The organism is Streptococcus sp. A34 (assembly GCF_043674115.1).
GTDB lineage: Bacteria > Bacillota > Bacilli > Lactobacillales > Streptococcaceae > Streptococcus > Streptococcus suis_V.
This window is the reverse complement of sequence record NZ_JBIMJM010000017.1, coordinates 1-18404: the sequence shown is the minus strand read 5'-3', so window position 1 is coordinate 18404 and position 18404 is coordinate 1. Positions and strand designations below refer to the sequence as shown.

The following is an 18404-nucleotide window of genomic DNA, read 5'->3' as shown; positions in this document are numbered from 1 at the left end:
TTGCAGCCATTCTTACATCATAGTCGTCCTCTGAGTGTTCTTATTTCTTAGAAAGGGAATAAACTACATCCTTAAGCTGACCGATAGCTTTCTTGAGTGCTGTCCGGTCCTTGTCCAAGCCTGGATCCAACGAGTAGTAGATAGAGCCTACAACAACAGAATCATCATACTCTCCAGTCGATTCCATCCGATAGAAGGTCAAGCGGGCCATTTTTTGATCGTTCATAATCTGACGACCGGCCTTCCACTCCTGGTCATTGATGATCACAACTGACTGCTCAATGAAATTGTGGTTGGTTTCCGCCATACGGGCAGCCAACTCTTCTTCGTTCATGTTAACACCTTCTTCCAGTGGTGACTTGTTGAAAGCATTGATATTGTAGAGTTGAACCATGTAGTTGTTAGCGCCTTCCTTGACATCGTAAACCGCAGCTAGGGTCTCATCTTCTGTGTTTTCTTTATTGATGGTCCAGTTGGCAGGCACATCGTAGTAGCGCCAATTTTCTTTGATATTGCCGTTTTCATCACGTTCCGCAACACCATTGTTGGCCGCATGTATCTTATGACCTTTTTGCGTCTCATCAGCTGGCGGATTATCATTGACAGCAACGACTGGGACATTGACAAGAACATTGAAATGTTCATTTGTGGTGTCTTGTTTTTCTTTTAAAATAGGCAATTGAGTTGAGAAATCATCACCCGAAGGATTGGTTCCCGTGTTTTCTTTCTTCTGGCCACAGCCAACGAGAATCACACTAAACAAGGCAAGTAGAAGAATTGATTTTTTCACGTTATTTCCTTTCTTATTTAGCTTCATACCAGGTCTGACCGGCATTTTCATCCGCAAGCAGTGGCACAGACAGGGCAATGGCGCTTTCCATCGTTTCCTTAACCATAGCTTTGACCGTTTCCAGCTCTGCCATTGGTACCTCCAAAACAATCTCATCATGGACCTGAAGGAGCATGCGGGTAGATAGACCTGCCTCGGTCAGGGCCTTGTCCAAGTTAATCATAGCCACCTTGAGAATGTCTGCGGCCGACCCTTGAATCGGTGAGTTGATGGCTGTCCGCTCCGCAAAATTCCGGACATTGAAGTTGCGAGAATTGATGTCTGGCAACTCACGACGGCGCTTGTAGATGGTTTCTACAAAGCCCTTATCTCGTGCCTCACGGACGATGGTCTCCATGTAGTTCTTGATACCTGGGAAACGTTCAAAATAGGTGTCGATGTAATTCTTAGCCTCTTTTCTCGTGATTCCGAGGTTGTTAGAAAGTCCGAAGTCAGAAATGCCGTAGACCACACCAAAGTTGACAGCCTTGGCATTGCGACGGTCGTTAGCTGTCACATCTTCTGATTTTTCAATGCCAAAGACCCGCATAGCTGTCGAGGTATGAATGTCTGCCCCCTGCTGGAAGGCCTCAATCAAGTGCTGGTCCTGGGAAATATGGGCCAGGACACGGAGCTCAATCTGCGAATAGTCCGATGCCAGAAGAACGCTGTCTTCCAGCGAAGGCACAAAGGCCTTACGAATGAGGCGACCTTGTTCTAGACGAACAGGAATGTTTTGCAGGTTTGGATCTGTTGAGGACAGACGCCCTGTCTGGGTCAGGTCCTGGACATAGCGGGTGTGAATCTTGCCATCTGCTAGGATAGCATCCTGCAAGCCAATGACATAGGTAGACTGGAGCTTGCTAATCTGACGGTATTCCAAAATTTTCGACACGACTGGGGCAATAGGCGCCAGACGCTCCAGGACATCAACGGCCGTTGAATAGCCCGTCTTGGTCTTTTTAGTGTATTCCAATGGTAGGCCCATATCCTCAAAGAGAATGGTGCCCAGCTGCTTAGGCGAATTGATATTAAATTCTTGACCAGCTAATTCATAGATTTCCTTGGTCAGCTGCTCTATCAAGACTTCATTTTCAGCCTGCATGGCTTGGAGAGTCTCTTTTTCTACCTTGATACCGGCAATTTCCATCTTGGCAAGGACATCCGCCAGGGGCAATTCCATCTCGTAGAAGAGCTCCAATTGCTCATGTTCTTCGAGTTTTGCCAGCATAGCTTGCTCGGTCTCAATCAAGACCTGGACCTTACGAGCCAGATGCGAGAAGAATTCCTCACGGGCTGGTAGGGCCAATTTGGCTCCCTTACCATAGACCGCCTCATCTGGCACCAAGCTAGTCTGACCGTAGAGGTTAGCGATGGTGGTCAAGGTATTGTCCTCAACTGTTGACAGGAGATACTTAGCCAAGCGACTGTCAAAGCTGGCAAGAGGGAGGTTCAGACTCTTTCTAGCCAAGAGAACCTTACCACGCTTGAAATCATAGGTCTTAATGATCTGATGTTCCAAGAAATCACGCAGGATAGGGTTGTCCAGTAATTCTGGACCACCGACATAAATCCCATTCTTATCGCCCCAGGCCAGGCCAACAATTTCCTCTCGGTGGTAATTTTCACCTAGAATCTCAAAATAGAAGAACTGGTCCTTCTTAAGCATATCAGCCGTCACATCTGTAACCGTTTGGAAATCCAGTACTACTTCCTCTTGGGTCTCGGTCACTCCCAGCTGGGCCCGGAGTTGCTTAAAGCCCATGTCATCGTAGAATTGAGCCAGCTCCTCAATATTTGGACCAGTGTAGGCAATGTCGTCCAGGCCAATCTCAATCGGAGCATTGGTATCAATGGTCGCAAGGGTCTTAGACAGGAAGGCCTGGTCCTTGTCGTTGATGAGGTTTTCCTTCATCTTGGAGGCCTTCATGCTGTCGATATTTTCGTAAATCCCCTCTAAGCTGCCGTGTTCAATGAGGAGCTTGAGACCCGTCTTTTCACCGATTTTAGTCACGCCAGGGATATTATCCGACTTATCCCCCATGAGGGCCTTGAGGTCGATAAACTGGACTGGGGTAATCCCCATTTTTTCCATGAGGTAGGCTGGGGTAAATTCCTCAAATTCTGCCACGCCTTTCTTGGAAATCTCCACAACCGTATTTTCATCTGTCAGCTGGATCAAGTCCTTGTCACCGCTGACAATGGTTACATCAAAAGGAGTGTCTATCCGCTCTGCCATTTTGTCCAAGGTACCGATAATATCATCTGCCTCGTACTGTGCCAGCTCATAGTGCTTGACCCCCATGGCATCCAGCATCTGGCGGATAAAAGGAAACTGCTCGCGGAACTCGTCCGGTGTCTTGGCGCGGCCCGCCTTGTAGTCGGCGTACATCTCCGTCCGGAAGGTGGTCTTTCCAGCATCAAAAGCCACAAGAATGTGGGTCGGCTCAATCCGCTTCATCATGTGGTCCAGCATGAGGTTAAAGCCATAAATCGCGTTGGTGTGGAGCCCAGTCGGACTCTTAAAACGGTCAATTTGGTTGTAGAGTGCAAAGAAAGCACGGAAGGCTACAGAAGAGCCGTCGATTAGTAAAAGCTTGTTTTTATTCATAGGTCTATTATAGCATGAAAAAGAGGTTTTGGTGGGCTGGGGAGGGCTGGAAAAAGAAAAATCCTAGCTAGGTTGCTAGGACTTCCTGAAGGTTTCATCAAATAAATTCTACTCCACTGACTTGAGGGCTTCCAGCATGTCGACCTTTCTGAGCTGGTGGTTGACATACCAGCCCAAGCCTGCCAGAATGCCCACTATGGCTAGGACAGGGATGATGTAGACTTCTGCACCCACATGGGGATTAAAGCGAATGGAGTCTGAGCCAATCATGGCCAGGAGCAGGCGGTGCAGGTAAAAACCTGATACCAGACCGACCAGCACGCCAATCAAGGACAGGGCAATGGTTTCCCGGTAGATATACATGGTCACTTCCTTATTGTGGAATCCCAGCACCCGAATGGTAGACAGCTCCCGGATTCGCTCGGACATGTTGATGATGGTCAGATTGTAGAGGATGACCAAGCCCAGCAGGATAGAGAGGACCACTAAGATGGTCATGACCGACTGCAGGGAGCCTGCCATGGCCGTCAGCATGTTCATGAGCGAGGTATTTTGCACCAGACTCTTGACTCCAGGCATGGCTAGGAGCTGACTGGCTGTATCTTGGATCTGGTCGACTTGCCCCTGCTTGAGCTGGACCAGATAGCCATTAGCCGTCCGCCGCTTGCCCGTCACCTGCTCATAGTAGGCGTCTGTCATATAGATGAAGTGACCCGCATACATCTCGGCCACATCAGCCACACGGACGGTCACTTGCTCATCTTCCAGAGTCAACTTGAGCTTATCACCCCTTCCGACACCGTAGAGCTGGGCCAGTTTTTCCGTTAGGACAATGCCCCTGCCACTAAGCTGGATGGACTGACCAGCCTTATTTTCCAGGTTGACCAGATTTCCTATATTCTCTCTGTCCGTCACATAGATACCGACAGACAGGTTTTTTTTCTTATCGCCAATCTGCAGGGTCTGATTGGTCTGTTCAAAGGCAATTGGCAAGGATTGGCGGACCTGGTTTGACTGGAGAAAGGCAGTCAACTTGTCCAAGTCCTCCTCAGAAGCTCTGCCATTTTCCACCACCAGTAGGTCATAATGGAGCAGGTCCCCAAACTGGCGATCGACCACCCCAGAGATAGAGGAGCGAATCCCCAGACCGCCAAAGAGGAGGGCGACGGTGCCGGCCACGCCAAAGATGGTCATGAGCATGCGGAGCTTGTAGCGGAAGATATTGCGGGCCGTCACCTTGTGAGTAAAGCTGAGACGGGACCAGACTGTCTGCCACTTCTCCAAAAGAATCTTGGAACCCGCTGCTGGAGGTTTGGGCAGGAGCAAATGGGCTGGCTTTTCCTTGAGTTCCCGGTGGGCCACCAGATAGGCCGGCAGGACCGAGGAAATGAGGGACAGGACCAGGGCTAGCAGGGTCCAGAGGGGATAGAAATGGAGCTTGGCAGGGCCAATCACCGTGGTCTTGGTGATGATATCCGAAATCATGGGCGACAGGACGAAATTGCCTGCCAAAATACCAACCAAGGTGCCCAATAGACCGGCACCTAGACCATAGAGGATGAACTTGGTCATAATCTGACGGTTGGTGTAGCCCAGGGCCTTGAAGAGACCCGACTGGCTGCGCTCCTCGTCGACAAATCGAGCCATAGTGGTAAAGGTAACCAGGGCCGCTACCAGATAGAGGACTACTGGAAAGACATTACCCACTGCGGCAATAGAGCGAGTAGCATTGCTGTAGGTCGTATAGCCGTCTCCACCTGGTAGGCTGGACCGAGTAAAGACCTGATAGGGTGATTTCTCCAGCTTGGTCAAGTCTTCCTTGGCATGGGCCAATTCATCCTCGGCCTCCTTGATGTCCTTGGTGGCATCTGCTTTTTTGTTGCTGAGCTCTGCTTGGACCTGGTTCAAGTCCTGATCCGCCTGATTGAGACGGAGAGCCTCTTGATTGAGGGTCAGACTGGATGATTCCAGAAGACTAGCCCCCCATTCATAATCAGCGAAACCAGCCTGATAGGCTGCCAGACCTTGCTCGTATTGGGCCAGACCCGCCTGGTATTGGGCTAGCCCTGCTTGGTGCTGGGCGTTCCATTCATTGAAGCTGGCAAGACCTGCCTCGTACTCGCCTAACTTAGCTTGGTAGAGGCTGTAGCCTGACATGTAGGTCTGATAGGCTGTGTCGTAATCCGCAGCATTGGGATCCAATTTTTCTAGGTCTGCATCCAGCTGGGCCTTGGCCTGGTTAAGCTGATTGGCAGATACTTCCAGCTGGGCATAGTTTTCTTCTAGGAAGACACCTGTCTGGTCCAGCTGGAGCTTGCTGGCATCCAACTCTGCTTTGCTGGCTTCTAATTGGGCCTTGCTGACCATGAGTTGGTCATAGGCCGCTTGCAATTCTGCTTCAGATTGGATGATCTTGGCTCTGCCACGGGCAAATTCTGACCTGCCCGTTTCCAGCTGCTCTTTACCAGACTGGAGGTCCTGCTCTGCCTTTTCCAAATCAGCCTTGGCCTTAGAAATATCCTGCTCTCCCTTGGCAATCTCTTCCTGGCCTTCCGACTGGATGCTGACCAAACGGAGCTCGTCGTTATCAGACAGGAGCTTTTCCAAGTCTTCCTGGTGCTGCTCCAACTTGTCTTCATAGGCTGGACCGGCATAATCCAAGCCTGCCAAATCATCGTAGCGGATCCGGGAAATGGTGTAAACGTCCGAGTCGAAGGCTTCTTCCATGACCAGACCGTAGCCAGCCAGCTGTCCATTGCCGCTAGAGGCCAGACCCATGGTCGTGTTGTCCAAGATTTCCGAAGAGGCCACAAAGCCAACTACCTTGAACTGGTTTTGCGCGAGAATGGTTCCACCCTTGTCTGGCTCCGTCATGTCTATCCTGTCACCGATTTTGAAGGATGATTGAAGCGAGGGTGACAGGGCAATTTCGTCTTTTTGCTTGGGAAAATTTCCTTCCAAGAGCTGATAGCCTGAAATGGTCGGACTGGCCGAAAAGAGGCGAACTGCCTGATCCTTTTCAAGAGTCACATCCTTAAAATATCCAGCCTCAACCCGCGCACCCTCGACGGACTCTAGCTCCTTGATGTCATCCCGAGAAATTCCCAGACCAGATAGGACGGCCAAGTCCATGGTTTGATGCTCTTGCAAATACGCCTGGGCAGTTCTCTCCATATTTGGGGCCGTGACCTTGAGCCCTGTCAGAGCAAGAGCTCCCAGCATCATGAGACTAAAGATAGACAGGAAACGCCCCTTGGAAGTCGTCAGGGCCTGACCAATGTCCTTCCAATAAACCTTCTTTTTCATAGCCACCTCCTAGTACTCCAGACTGGCGATGTCCTGGGGATGAGGATTGAGAATAATCTCATGCACACGAGCATCCCGCATCCGAATGACCCGGTCCGCGATAGGAGCAAGCGCTGCATTGTGGGTGACAATAATCACGGTCGCCCCCTGCTTGCGGGACATGTCCTGGAGGATTTGCAGGACCTGCTTGCCTGTCTGATAGTCCAGGGCACCTGTCGGCTCGTCACAGAGCAAGAGCTTAGGCTTTTTGGCGACGGCTCTGGCAATTGCAACCCGTTGCTGCTCACCGCCTGACAACTGGGCTGGAAAATTATTGATTCGATGACCCAGGCCAACCTGCTCCAAGACCTCTTCCGCATCCAGAGCATCCTGGACGATTTCCGCTGCCAGCTCTACATTTTCCTTGGCCGTTAAATTAGCCACTAAATTGTAAAATTGGAAGACAAATCCCACATCATCTCGGCGGTAATTGGTCAGCTGGTGACTAGTCAATTGGGCAATATCAACGCCGTCAATCAGAATTTGCCCCTCATCAGCCGAGTCCATACCACCCAAAATATTGAGCAGGGTGGATTTTCCCGCACCTGAAGACCCCAGAATAATCACCAACTCGCCTTTTTCAATGTCAAAAGAAACCTTATTGTTGGCTACAATGGTCCCTTCTCCCATTTGATAGTATTTCGACGAATTGATTACTTGGATATAAGACATGGTACACCTCGCTTTTCTTAGTAATATTATAACATAAAGAGAGGGTGCTCACCCCCTCTTAACATCTATTACACTTGGGCAATGGCAGAACCACCATAGAGTTTGAGTTCTTCTCTGATCATTTCGTAGTAATAGCGGTCAAATGCCCGCCAAGCCTGCCTGCTGGTTTCACTCAATCGCAGGTCGCCTAGTCCAACCAAAAAACTGGTCGAACGGTAGAATTTCTCAATCGCAATCAGCTCAGAATTGGTAACAGACTCGGCCTCCGACAATATGCGTGTCGTCTCTGTCAGATTATGTTGCAATCGTTGTTCATCAGCTGTTCCTACTTTATCTGCTTGAAAGGCCCGATTCAAATCTTGAATGAGGGCCAAAACGTCTTGAATAATCTGTGTCTTTTCCATAAAAGACCCTCCTTTTTTTGATGAATTTAGTATATCAAATTAGAAAAAGATATTCAAGTTTTTTGTGCAATCTCTTGATTTATATTTATGTTAACATTATAATCATAGATAATAACACATTTATTCATCTATCCCTTCACCATTTCTCCCCTGGAGGTATCTATGTTTCAAATTGAAGGAAAGCTATTTTTCCGTAGCAAGAAAAACTTGGTCGCTATCTTGGTCTTGTTGATTGCTATCCTGTCTAGTTCCTTTCTAGCAGGCTACCACAATCGGCAAGCCAAATTAAAGGTCATCCAACACTATGAACAGTCTATCCGAAATTTTGAAAATATCATACAAGATTTAGAAACACAGTATCAGAATCAAGCCCTCAGCGAAGAGGATTACCAGGCTGAACAAACATTTTTTACAGACTATATTGCCAACTACCAGAAGGAGATTGAAGCGGTCAAAAAGGAGGACTGGACCTATTTTTATGAGAAAAATATCCAGCACTATCAGAAGGATGGACAGTATATCAGCCATGTCTATCAAAGTTATGAATTTGCTCCACAAACCATCGAAAATACCTTCTTGATTTCCAAGTATCTGTTAGAAAAGGAGATACCCTCTGCCTTTCCAACTGAGCTTTACCTAACAGCCTTTGAACATCCCAAAACACCAACAGACAGAGAAATCGTCAAGAGTCTGGGCCAGCAGGCCTTAAAAGGAACCAGTCATGAAATCTGGCAGGGTCAAAAACAGCTAGGCCTGGTCATCACCCTTCCTCTCTTTCTCTTAACTTTCACCAATTTTTTCATCAAAGACCAGCAGGGAACTAGCCGGCAGATACGCCTTTTACAGACCCTGGGGCTGACTAGAATCCGAATTACAACCAATAAATACCTGGCTTTCCTGACACTGTATACTGCCCTCTTTCTCACTCTCTATCTGAGCCAGTTTCTCATCGCCTTTTTACTAAATGGCAATAGTAGCTGGATCTATCCTGTCACCACCTATACCAGTAGGGGACTGGCTTACAGTTTTATCACCACAACCATTAAACCTATTTACCAAGTCATCTTGCTGGCCTGTGGCATGCACTATCTCTACCTGCTACTTTTGCTGGGAGTGGCACAGACCTTGGCTAGAGTCTTAAAAAATGGACTGGCTGGACTGGTTGTCACACTAGGACTTGTCATCTCTGCCAACTTCTATCCCCATATCTTCAATCCATTTAGCCTTTGGAATGCAGGCAATCTGGCAGACGGAAGTGCTATCATCTACCATCAATTAACAGGATACAGCATTCCAAAAGTCTTTACGGTCCTTCTCATCAGTAACCTGCTCATCTATATCCTGCAATTCTATCTCCTGACAAGAAAAAGTGAGGTCTAACCATGCGATTATCTATTCACAATTTGTGCAAATCCTACGGGAAAAAGAACATACTAGACCAGCTAAACCTAGAACTGATGGAGCCTGGAATCTGGGCCCTGATTGGACCAAATGGAGCTGGAAAGACAACCCTCTTAGACTGCATTGCCAACCTGCAAAACTTTGATTCGGGAGAGATTTCAATAAATGGCAAGAAGCACGATAATCCAACTGTCTACCAAACCTTTTCCTACCTGCAGGACAACCGTGTCCTCTACCCCGAATTGACTGGGCTGGAGCATTTGCGATTGGTCCAAACTATCCAAGATTTACCCAAAGAGCGGATTGAGGAAGTCATTCAAGAAATCGGCATCCGTGATTATGTGAAGATCCCTGTCAAAAATTATTCCCTGGGAATGAAGCAACATCTCCTGCTGGCTATCGGTATTATGAACAAGCCCCAGGTTATGCTCTTGGATGAACCCTTGAACGGCTTGGACCCGACCAGCTACATTCAGACCAGAAAATTGCTCCAGAAACTAGCCAAGAATGGGTCAACCATTATCGTGTCTTCCCACCAATTAAACGAGGTGGATCAACTAACCGACCAACTGCTCTTTCTCAAACAGGGAAAAATCATCGAGCGAAAACTGGAACAGGTTGGGCGACAATATGCCATTCAGACTAGTGACAATCAGACAGTGTATCAGAAACTTGGGCAAATGAAGGGACTGACTTTGGCCAATGATAGCATTCAGCTAGACACCAGTGTTCACAGTCTGCATTTCTACCTAGACCAAGTCATGGCGTGTCAGGTGGAAATTCTAGATATTAGCATTCAGGAGCACCAGTCCGAAGAAATCTATAAAGAACTATTTGAATAGGGAGGCTTGACCATGAATCTATTGTCCCTTTTCATTCTACGACTGAAACGCAATGCTATTTTTCTAGCCCTCATGACTGCTGTGGCTCTTATCCCGCTTGCTCTGTCCTATCGGAATGTTCTAGAGGCCGAAAACTTGCGCTTTGAGGACCGAACCCGTATCATACAAGTCAAAAAAGAAGCTGAAACCTTCTTGTATGCTGACGATAAGGAAGCCCAAGCCTTAGACCAGGAAAGCATGGATTATTATAAAAAACTCTTGGAACTGACGACCACCTACTTAGAAAAGGAACATATCCAAGGAAAAAGTCAGGAGGTCTTGGAAACGGAGTTAGAACTCTACCAGACCTTGCAAAACTGGGAGGCAAAGGGGCATAATATCAACCATTTTACGAACAGCGAACTGGCAGAACGTATCACAGTCTATAAAAACGTTCTAGAGCAAGCTCTTACTTTTCACTACCCTACTGCTCCCAAGGATGTTTATCTGACCTTGTTACAAGTTCTTCCAGCTAGTAACTATATGATTCCTCTCGTCATCTGCTGTCTCTTAGTCTGGCTCCTGCTGACCGACCTTTCCAAACATCGTGGTCTCCTCTTTATCAACGGACTATCCCCTGGTCAATATGCCACTAGCCTGACCTTACTTGCTCTTCTCCTCCAAGTTGCTATCTATGCTCTCATCCTATTCATGCTACTTATACTGGCACATCAGTTCCAATTTACCTTCCAAGAAGACTATCCTCTACTAGTCGGCACAAATACTCTATCTACCATATCTATCAGGGAACAATTACAGAAACTCCTGCTGGTAATGGCTGGAGTGACAGGTTTCTATCTGACCTTTATCCGATTAGCAACTGCTAAAGTCCTACAAACATACAAGCGAAAATAAGCCACCTCGAAAATGGTGGTTTTTTGCTGGCAAAAAAAACGATGCCTGTTCCGGCACCGATATATTCTTTTATTTAACAGCCTCCAAAGCCGCTTCATAGTCTGGGTGTTCGTTGACATTGTCCAGATACTCAACATAGGTAATGACATTGTCCAGATCCAAGACAAAGACCGCACGCGCCAAGAGGTTCCACTCCTGCATGAGAAGGCCATAGGATTTTCCAAAGGCATGGTCATAATAGTCGGACAGGGTCACTGCAGACTCCAGGCCAGAATTTCCACACCAGCGCTTTTGGGCAAATGGCAGGTCGACAGAAACCGTGATAACCACTGTGTTTTCCTTGCTAGCCAGCTCTTCATTGAAACGGCGGGTTTGGGTATCACAAATACCTGTATCAATGGACGGCACGACGCTGATAATCTTGGTCTTCTTGCCATAGTCCTTGAGACTCTTGAGATTGAGTTCATTGTCCATGAGGACAAAGTCAGGCGCCTTGTCACCAACCTGCAAACGTGGACCTACTAGGGTCACTTCTTTTCCGATAAATGTCGTCATTTTTCAATCTCCTTCCGATTGCTATACCCATTGTAAGCGTTTTTTGAAAAAATTACCACTAATTTGACTAAAGATGTAGAAATTGACACAAATTTGCTTAAATCAATTTTCTGGTCCGCAAACGCAGGGCATTGAGCAGGACAGATACAGAGCTGAGGGCCATGGCTGCTCCAGCCAGCATTGGATTGAGAAGGGGACCGCCGAAGAGATGGAGGAGGCCCATGGCAATCGGAATGCCGATGACATTGTAGGCAAAGGCCCAGAAGAGATTTTGCTTGATGGTTTTCATGGTCAATTGGCTCAGTCGAACAGCCTTAGGAACATCCATCAAATCACTGTGCATGAGAACCAAGTCTGCCGATTCGATAGCGACATCAGTACCAGAACCAATGGCAATACCAACCTCGGCTTGGGCCAAGGCAGGAGCATCATTGATGCCGTCTCCGACCATAGCTACCTGCTTGCCTTGGGCTTGTAGGGCCTTGACCTGATTGGCCTTGTCCTCTGGCAAGACTTGGCTGATGACGGTGTCAATTCCCACTTGGTCAGCAATGGCCTGAGCTGTTTTCTCATTGTCCCCTGTCAGCATGACCACTTCCAATCCCATCTGGTGCAAAGCCTGGATGGCTGCGTGACTGGATGGTTTTACTTGGTCAGCAATGGCAATGACTACCAACAAGTGTCCGTCTGCTGCCAGATAGACAGGCGTCTTGGCTTGGTTGGCGTAGGTTTCTGCTGTCGCAATGGCAGAGCCAAGCGCAATCCCAGACTCCTTCATCAGCTTTTCATTGCCCAACAAAATAGTCTGCTCTGCTATTTTCACCGACAAACCGCGACCGGAAAGGGCTTGGAAATCCTGACTAGGGAGAAGAGATAATCCAGCGTCCTCTGCGGATTTGAGCAGGGCTTGAGCCAGCGGATGCTCAGAGTATTGCTCCGCACTTGCTGCCAGCTGGAGAACTTCTTCCTCAGTGGCAGAACTGAAAACTGTCATGTCCGTCACTTGAGGTTTACCTTGGGTAATGGTTCCCGTCTTGTCAAAAACGATGGTGTCGACCTTTTGAAGGACCTCAACGGCTTGACCAGACTTAAAGAGGAGACCATTTTCCGCCCCCTTACCAGTCCCGACCATAATAGCCGTCGGTGTCGCAAGTCCCAGAGCACAAGGACAGGCAATGACCAGCACTGAAATAGTGATGGAAAGAGAGAAAATCCAAGGCTCTTGCCCCAAGGTCCACCATGCTAACCCAGATAGGAGGGCCAGGACCATAACAATCGGCACAAAAACCGCTGAAACACGGTCAGCCAGCTGGGCAATGGGCGCTTTAGAACCCTGTGCCTCTTCAACCAGCCGAATAATTTGTGCCAGAGTCGTATCTGCTCCAACCTTGGTCGCTTGCATTTGAAAGGCACCATGCTGATTGAGTGTGGCACCCACTACGCTATCACCGACTGCTTTTTTGACCGGCAAACTTTCTCCCGTCAGCATAGACTCATCCACGGTCGATTGACCTTGGAGAACTTTTCCGTCAACTGGAATTTGTTCACCCGGACGGACCTGCAAGACATCCCCAACTTGGACTTGTTCTAAGGGAAGGGTGACTTCTTGCCCGTCGCGGATTAGTCTGGCTGTCTTAGGAGCTAGGTTCATCAATTTCTTGATGGCATCGGACGTCCATCCTTTGGACAGGGCCTCCATGTGTTTCCCAAGGGTAATCAAGGTTAAAATCACAGCGGCAGACTCGAAATAGAGCTCGGGGTGCCCATGCGACAGATCCGCCTGACCTCTCGCAATCAGAACCGTCATAATCAGACCTTGCACAAGAGCTGCGCTAGTTCCCACCGCAATCAAGCTGTCCATATTGGGATGGCCTGCAAACAGTGTCTTAAAACCTTTTTGATAGAAGGCGCGCCCAATATACATGACCGGCAGAGTCAGAAATAGTTGAACCAAGGCGAAAGTCAAGGGTTGATGAAGAAAGGCAGGTAAAGGTAAACCACCACCCGGTAACATTGGCCCCATGGCGATATAGAGTACGGGCAGGGTGAACACAGTTGACCAGATAAAACGGGACCACAAATCTGATTGATATTGTTCCTTACTTTCGACAGCTGTAACAGGCGAATTTGTTTGTGGCAAGACAGCCTTGTAACCAGCCTGCTCAACGGCAGACAGAATCGCAGCTGCATCTAAGCGATCCTTGTCATATGTCATCGTTGCCTTTTCCGTTGCCAGATTGACAGCCACTTCTTCCATACCAGCCAGTTTCCCTAGCGCCTTTTCTACCGTCATGGCACAGGAAGCACAGGTCATGCCCTCAATAGCATAGGTTTCTGTAATAAGGTTGCGGACCAAGCCATAACCAGCCTTTTCAACTGCATGACCAATGTCGCTAAGGCTCAAGACATTTTCATCAAAACTGACACTCAATTTTTCAGTTGCCAAATTGACGCTGGCTTCCTCTACTCCTGTCAATTTCCCAACAGCTTTTTCCACTGTCATGGCACAAGAGGCACAGGTCATGCCTGATACACTAATACTTTCTTTTTGCATTTTTCTTTTTTCTCTCCTTTGACTACATTTGTAATTATATTTTACAACAATTGACTACAAATGTAAACAAACTTGTTTTAAAAAATCCATTTGAAAGAAAAATCCTAGACCTCCGTGTTTCCTTCCCCACCTAAACAGCCTGCGATATGCTATAATAATCTCATGCACAATCCAGTTTTATTAGACGGGGAGCGGATTGACCAGCTCTTCTCGACAGATGTTCAGATTATTCAAAATCGGGAGGTTTTTAGCTACTCGATTGACAGCGTCCTCCTCTCTCGCTTTCCAAAAATGCCTGCTCAGAAGGGGCTAATTGTTGATCTTTGTAGCGGAAATGGGGCGGTGGGGCTCTTTGCTTCTACACGCACCAAGGCCCAGATTATTCAGGTTGAATTACAGGAACGCTTGGCGGATATGAACCGCCGTTCCATTGTCCTCAACGGTCTGGAGGAACAACTTTCCGTTATCAATGATGACTTGGCAAATCTACCCCAGTATGATCTGCGGTCCAAGGTTGATTTGATGCTCTGCAATCCTCCCTACTTCAAGGTAGATAAAGAGTCAAACCTCAATGAAAGCGAGCATTACCTGCTAGCCAGACACGAGATTGCGACCAACCTAGACAGCATTTGTCAGATGGCCCAACAGGTGCTCAAGTCCAATGGTCGCTTGGCCATGGTGCATAGACCAGATCGATTTTTGGATATTTTAGACACGCTGAGAACCTACAAATTGGCTCCCAAACGCATCCAGTTTGTCTATCCCAAGGCCAGCAAGGAGGCCAATATGTTGCTAATTGAGGCTATCAAGGACGGATCGGTAGATGGGCTACACATCCTGCCACCTCTGGTTGTCCATGAGGAAAACGGCGACTACACTCCTGCCATTCGTGAGATTTATTATGGTAAATAAGGCCTACTTTTATGTCTTGGAATGTGCCGACGGGAGTCTTTATACTGGCTATACGACTGATGTGGAGAAGCGGCTTGCTACCCATAATCGTGGGAAAGGGGCCAAGTACACCCGCGCACGCTTGCCTGTCAGCCTGGTCTACCAAGAAGCCTTTTCCAGCAAGCAGGAAGCCATGTCTGCCGAGGCTTTGTTTAAGAAACGCAGTCGGCAGAGCAAGTTAGACTACATCGCAGAAATGACAAAAAAACCTCGACCCAAATAGGTCGAGGTTTTGGTTTAAAATCTTTCTAAAATCCGATCAATTTTAGCCATTACCTCTTCAAAAATAGCCTGAGCCTGGCTCGGATCAGCCGATTGCCCTTCGATAAAGACTTGATGAATATCTTCAAAGCCTAAAAATTCAAAGATAGACTTGATGTACTGGGCAGCTGGATCCTGACCTGCATAAACACCACCATTGGACTGGATGTGCAGGAGCTTTTTGTCCTTGACCAAACCGATAGAGCCTTCTGAACCATACTTAAAGGTCAGGCCTGCTACATTGATGGTATTGACCCAAGATACCAACTGACTTGGCACATTGAGATTCCAGAGAGGATTGACGACGACAATCTTATCAGCTGCAAGAAATTGCTGGGTCAAGGCATTGTAACGGTCCAATTGCTTTGCTTGTTCAGGACTAATATTCTCGCCTTTTTTAGCTGCTCCCATAGCCGCTAACAAGGATTTGTCCAAGGCTGGAATCTGGTCTTCAAAAACATCCACTACTTCTATCTGATCTTCTGGGTGCAAACTGGCGTAACGAGTTTGAAACTCTTCCAAGGCTCGTAAGGCGTAGGATTTTTGGGCATCAAGTGGGTGGGCTTTTACGATTAATAGACTTGCCATTGTTTTTCTCCGTGTTACTAACTATTGATAATTATATTCTACTCTTTTTGATTTGAAATTCAAATTATCTGCTCAAAGCAAGAGGCTGGTCGACCAGCCTCTCCATTTCTAAATTGTTCTTAATTTTACATAAGTATAAGCAACACAGTCCAATCTTTCAACAGCTGTAAAGCCAAGTTCCTCATAAAAAGACCGTGTTTTCTCAGTATTGTCCGTCAAGAGATGAAGCTGATAAATACCTGGGAAATAGGCAATGACCTGTTCCAAAAGATGACGCCCAATCCCTTGTCGTTGATAGGTTGGCAGAACCAAGATGTCCTGAATAAAAACGATTGATTGCCCGTCACCAACTGCTCGCAAGAGACCCACTAGACGGTCACCGTCAAAGGCCGCAAGAACGAGCAGACTATGTTCCAAGGCCTTCTGTAACATGGTAGGCCGGTCAGTATAATTTGTCCAACCAACTGAATCATAGATTTCAATGACTGCTTGAAAGTCGAGTTGAGGATTTTGTTTGTAAGTAATCATGTCTTTCTCCTTTGTATTGTTTTTTAGAATACAAAGGCTTTATCCATTGTCAAAATGCCCATGGTCAACCCTCCTGTTTTACTACTTCTAGTATAACAAAAACTGCTCCAATTAGGAAGCAGTTTCAACTTTATCTCTCACCCTTATTGCGAATTACGAAGCCTGTTTGCTTTTCACTTGAGGTGCGTTGGTGTGGTTTTTTGTTGTCTTGACGGCGGTTGTCACGTTTGAACTTGTCATCGCGACGGTTGCGGTCTCCACGGCGTCCTCCACGATCTCGATTGCGGTCACCATCACGACGACCACCGCGATCACGGTCGCGACCTCCACGTCCACCTTTACCCTTAGCTTGACCGGGTGCAAACTTGAATGGCAATGGTTTTTCACGCGCGATTTCCACTTCTGGCAAGCTATCTGGATCTTGTACGGTCAGGCTGAGTACGTATAGAGCAAGCTCTTCAGGGGTAAATTCGGCCGCCAACTTAACTGCGTCTTTCTTAAACTTATCAAAGTTTCCACGAATGGTCTCGTCTGCGAAGTCACGCTCAATCTTTTTCAAAGCAACTTTCTTCTTGGCTTCAAAAGCCTCTTCAGCGGTCGCAGGCTTGAGCCCCTTCATACGCTTCTTGGTCAACTCTTCGATGATAGCCAAGTAACCCATTTCATTTGGCGAAACAAAGGTGATCGATTGACCAGACTGGCCAGCACGACCTGTACGACCGATACGGTGTACGTAACTTTCAGGGTCTTGTGGAATATCGTAGTTGTAGACATGTGTCACACCTGAGATATCCAATCCACGCGCTGCAACGTCTGTCGCAACGAGAACATCAATTTGATCTCCCTTGAAATCGCGGATAACACGCAGGCGTTTATTTTGATCTAAATCTCCGTGAATCCCTTCTGCACGGAAGCCACGCAGTTTGAGTCCACGAGTCAATTCATCGACACGGCGTTTGGTACGACCGAAGACGATAGACAATTCTGGCTGGTCAACATCCATGAGGCGTGTCATAGTGTCAAATTTCTCATTTTCTTTGACACGGATATAGTATTGATCCACGTTGACGTTGGTCAATTCCTTGGCCGCAATCTTAACGTGCTCAGGCTCTTTCATGAACTTGACACCGATACGCTTGATTGGCTCAGGCATGGTCGCAGAAAATAGAAGGGTCTGGCGACTCGCTGGCACACGTTCGATGATGGCTTCAATATCGTCCAAGAAGCCCATGTTAAGCATTTCATCCGCTTCGTCAAGAATGAGGGTTTCAACTCCGTCAAGCTTGAGGGCTTTTCTCTTAATCAAGTCCAAGAGACGACCAGGTGTACCAACTACGATATGGGCACCTGAACGAAGGGCCTTGATTTGTTTTTCAATGCTAGAACCGCCGTAAACAGAGCGAACTTTTACACCCTTCTCACGACCAAATTTGAAGAGTTCTTCCTGACTTTGCACCGCCAACTCACGTGTTGGGGCAATAATTAAGGCTTGAACAGCTTGATTGTCGATGTCAATTTTGTTGAGGGTTGGCAGACCAAAAGCTGCGGTTTTCCCTGTCCCCGTCTGGGCCTGACCAATCACATCCTTGCCTTCAAGAGCAAGTGGAATAGTCTGCTCCTGAATTGGTGACGGAGTTTCAAAACCAGCCTTCTCAACGGCAAGCAAAATGTCTTCGGACAACTGTAAATCTGTAAATTTCAATGTATTCTCTTTTCTAAAAGGCAGTGCGAAGCTACCTTATCTCACTTTTTTGTAACAATTATTTCCACTGGCAGCGAACTAACCAGTATCAGACTTGCAACTTACCTAGTATACCACATTCTAAGCGTAAAGGTTGGCTTTTGCCTTGAAAATCAAAATAATACGTTTTCATGATTTGTCCCAAAACCGAGGCAAATTTCAATTCCGAGTTAGCCACCTATAAGAAATTCTCTCGGTGACTTGTAGCCCAAACATTTTTTGGGATAG

The 18404-nt window shown here is 47.4% G+C and carries 15 protein-coding genes; 5 read left to right on the top strand and 10 right to left on the bottom strand.

The genetic code is table 11. From position 1 onward, the window contains the following. Positions 1-40 precede the first annotated feature (40 nt). The 5 genes from ACHBGV_RS05750 to ACHBGV_RS05730 all read right to left on the bottom strand — a co-directional run bounded on the left by ACHBGV_RS05750 (position 41) and on the right by ACHBGV_RS05730 (position 7861). Complete coding sequence (locus ACHBGV_RS05750; protein ID WP_394735852.1) at positions 41-817, bottom strand: glucose-6-phosphate isomerase; 777 nt, start codon at positions 815-817, stop codon at positions 41-43. Further along, a complete protein-coding gene (gene polA, locus ACHBGV_RS05745; RefSeq protein WP_394735851.1) occupies positions 804-3440 on the bottom strand; it encodes a DNA polymerase I in 2637 nt (878 codons plus the stop codon). Before polA ends, ACHBGV_RS05750 begins: the two co-directional genes overlap by 14 nt. A 108-nt stretch (positions 3441-3548) precedes the next feature. Continuing rightward, positions 3549-6746 (bottom strand): FtsX-like permease family protein, encoded by a 3198-nt coding sequence (locus ACHBGV_RS05740; RefSeq protein ID WP_394735850.1) that lies wholly within the window; start codon positions 6744-6746, stop codon positions 3549-3551. A 9-nt stretch (positions 6747-6755) separates the two neighbouring features. Beyond that, a complete protein-coding gene (locus ACHBGV_RS05735; RefSeq protein ID WP_125266059.1) occupies positions 6756-7457 on the bottom strand; it encodes an ABC transporter ATP-binding protein in 702 nt (233 codons plus the stop codon). Positions 7458-7525: 68 nt separating this feature from the next. Next, a complete protein-coding gene (locus tag ACHBGV_RS05730) occupies positions 7526-7861 on the bottom strand; it encodes a helicase BlpT (protein ID WP_394735849.1) in 336 nt (111 codons plus the stop codon). 162 nt (positions 7862-8023) lie between these two features. On the opposite strand from ACHBGV_RS05730, the gene ACHBGV_RS05725 reads away from it, so the two are divergent. From ACHBGV_RS05725 to ACHBGV_RS05715, 3 genes are read left to right on the top strand one after another with little or no spacing between them, the layout of a single operon-like run. Beyond that, positions 8024-9241, top strand: coding sequence for a hypothetical protein (locus ACHBGV_RS05725; RefSeq protein ID WP_394735848.1), 1218 nt, complete (start codon positions 8024-8026; stop codon positions 9239-9241). A 2-nt stretch (positions 9242-9243) separates the two neighbouring features. Next, on the top strand, positions 9244-10104 hold the full coding sequence (locus ACHBGV_RS05720; protein WP_394735847.1) for an ABC transporter ATP-binding protein: 861 nt from the start codon (positions 9244-9246) through the stop codon (positions 10102-10104). 12 nt (positions 10105-10116) lie between these two features. Continuing rightward, positions 10117-10998, top strand: coding sequence for a hypothetical protein (locus ACHBGV_RS05715; protein WP_394735846.1), 882 nt, complete (start codon positions 10117-10119; stop codon positions 10996-10998). 69 nt (positions 10999-11067) lie between these two features. Here the strand turns inward: ACHBGV_RS05715 and tpx are convergent, their stop codons facing one another. After that, a complete protein-coding gene (gene tpx, locus ACHBGV_RS05710; RefSeq protein ID WP_394735845.1) occupies positions 11068-11553 on the bottom strand; it encodes a thiol peroxidase in 486 nt (161 codons plus the stop codon). 97 nt (positions 11554-11650) lie between these two features. After that, entirely contained in the window at positions 11651-14107 is a 2457-nt protein-coding gene (locus tag ACHBGV_RS05705) for a heavy metal translocating P-type ATPase (protein WP_172059773.1), read from the bottom strand. 162 nt (positions 14108-14269) lie between these two features. Between ACHBGV_RS05705 and ACHBGV_RS05700 the strand changes: the two genes are divergently transcribed. Further along, on the top strand, positions 14270-15019 hold the full coding sequence (locus ACHBGV_RS05700) for a tRNA1(Val) (adenine(37)-N6)-methyltransferase (protein ID WP_105123544.1): 750 nt from the start codon (positions 14270-14272) through the stop codon (positions 15017-15019). Beyond that, entirely contained in the window at positions 15009-15281 is a 273-nt protein-coding gene (locus tag ACHBGV_RS05695) for a GIY-YIG nuclease family protein (protein WP_172022077.1), read from the top strand. The genes ACHBGV_RS05700 and ACHBGV_RS05695 overlap by 11 nt, the downstream gene beginning before the upstream one ends. Before the next feature lie 14 nt (positions 15282-15295). On the opposite strand, the gene ACHBGV_RS05690 is transcribed toward ACHBGV_RS05695, so the two are convergent. The 3 genes from ACHBGV_RS05690 to ACHBGV_RS05680 form a co-directional block, all read right to left on the bottom strand. Continuing rightward, positions 15296-15907, bottom strand: a complete 612-nt coding sequence (locus ACHBGV_RS05690; protein WP_105123542.1) for an FMN-dependent NADH-azoreductase — start codon at positions 15905-15907, stop codon at positions 15296-15298. A gap of 108 nt (positions 15908-16015) precedes the next feature. After that, positions 16016-16435, bottom strand: coding sequence for a GNAT family N-acetyltransferase (locus ACHBGV_RS05685; RefSeq protein ID WP_105123541.1), 420 nt, complete (start codon positions 16433-16435; stop codon positions 16016-16018). Between the two features lie 130 nt (positions 16436-16565). Beyond that, positions 16566-18137, bottom strand: a complete 1572-nt coding sequence (locus ACHBGV_RS05680; protein ID WP_105123540.1) for a DEAD/DEAH box helicase — start codon at positions 18135-18137, stop codon at positions 16566-16568. Positions 18138-18404 lie beyond the last annotated feature (267 nt).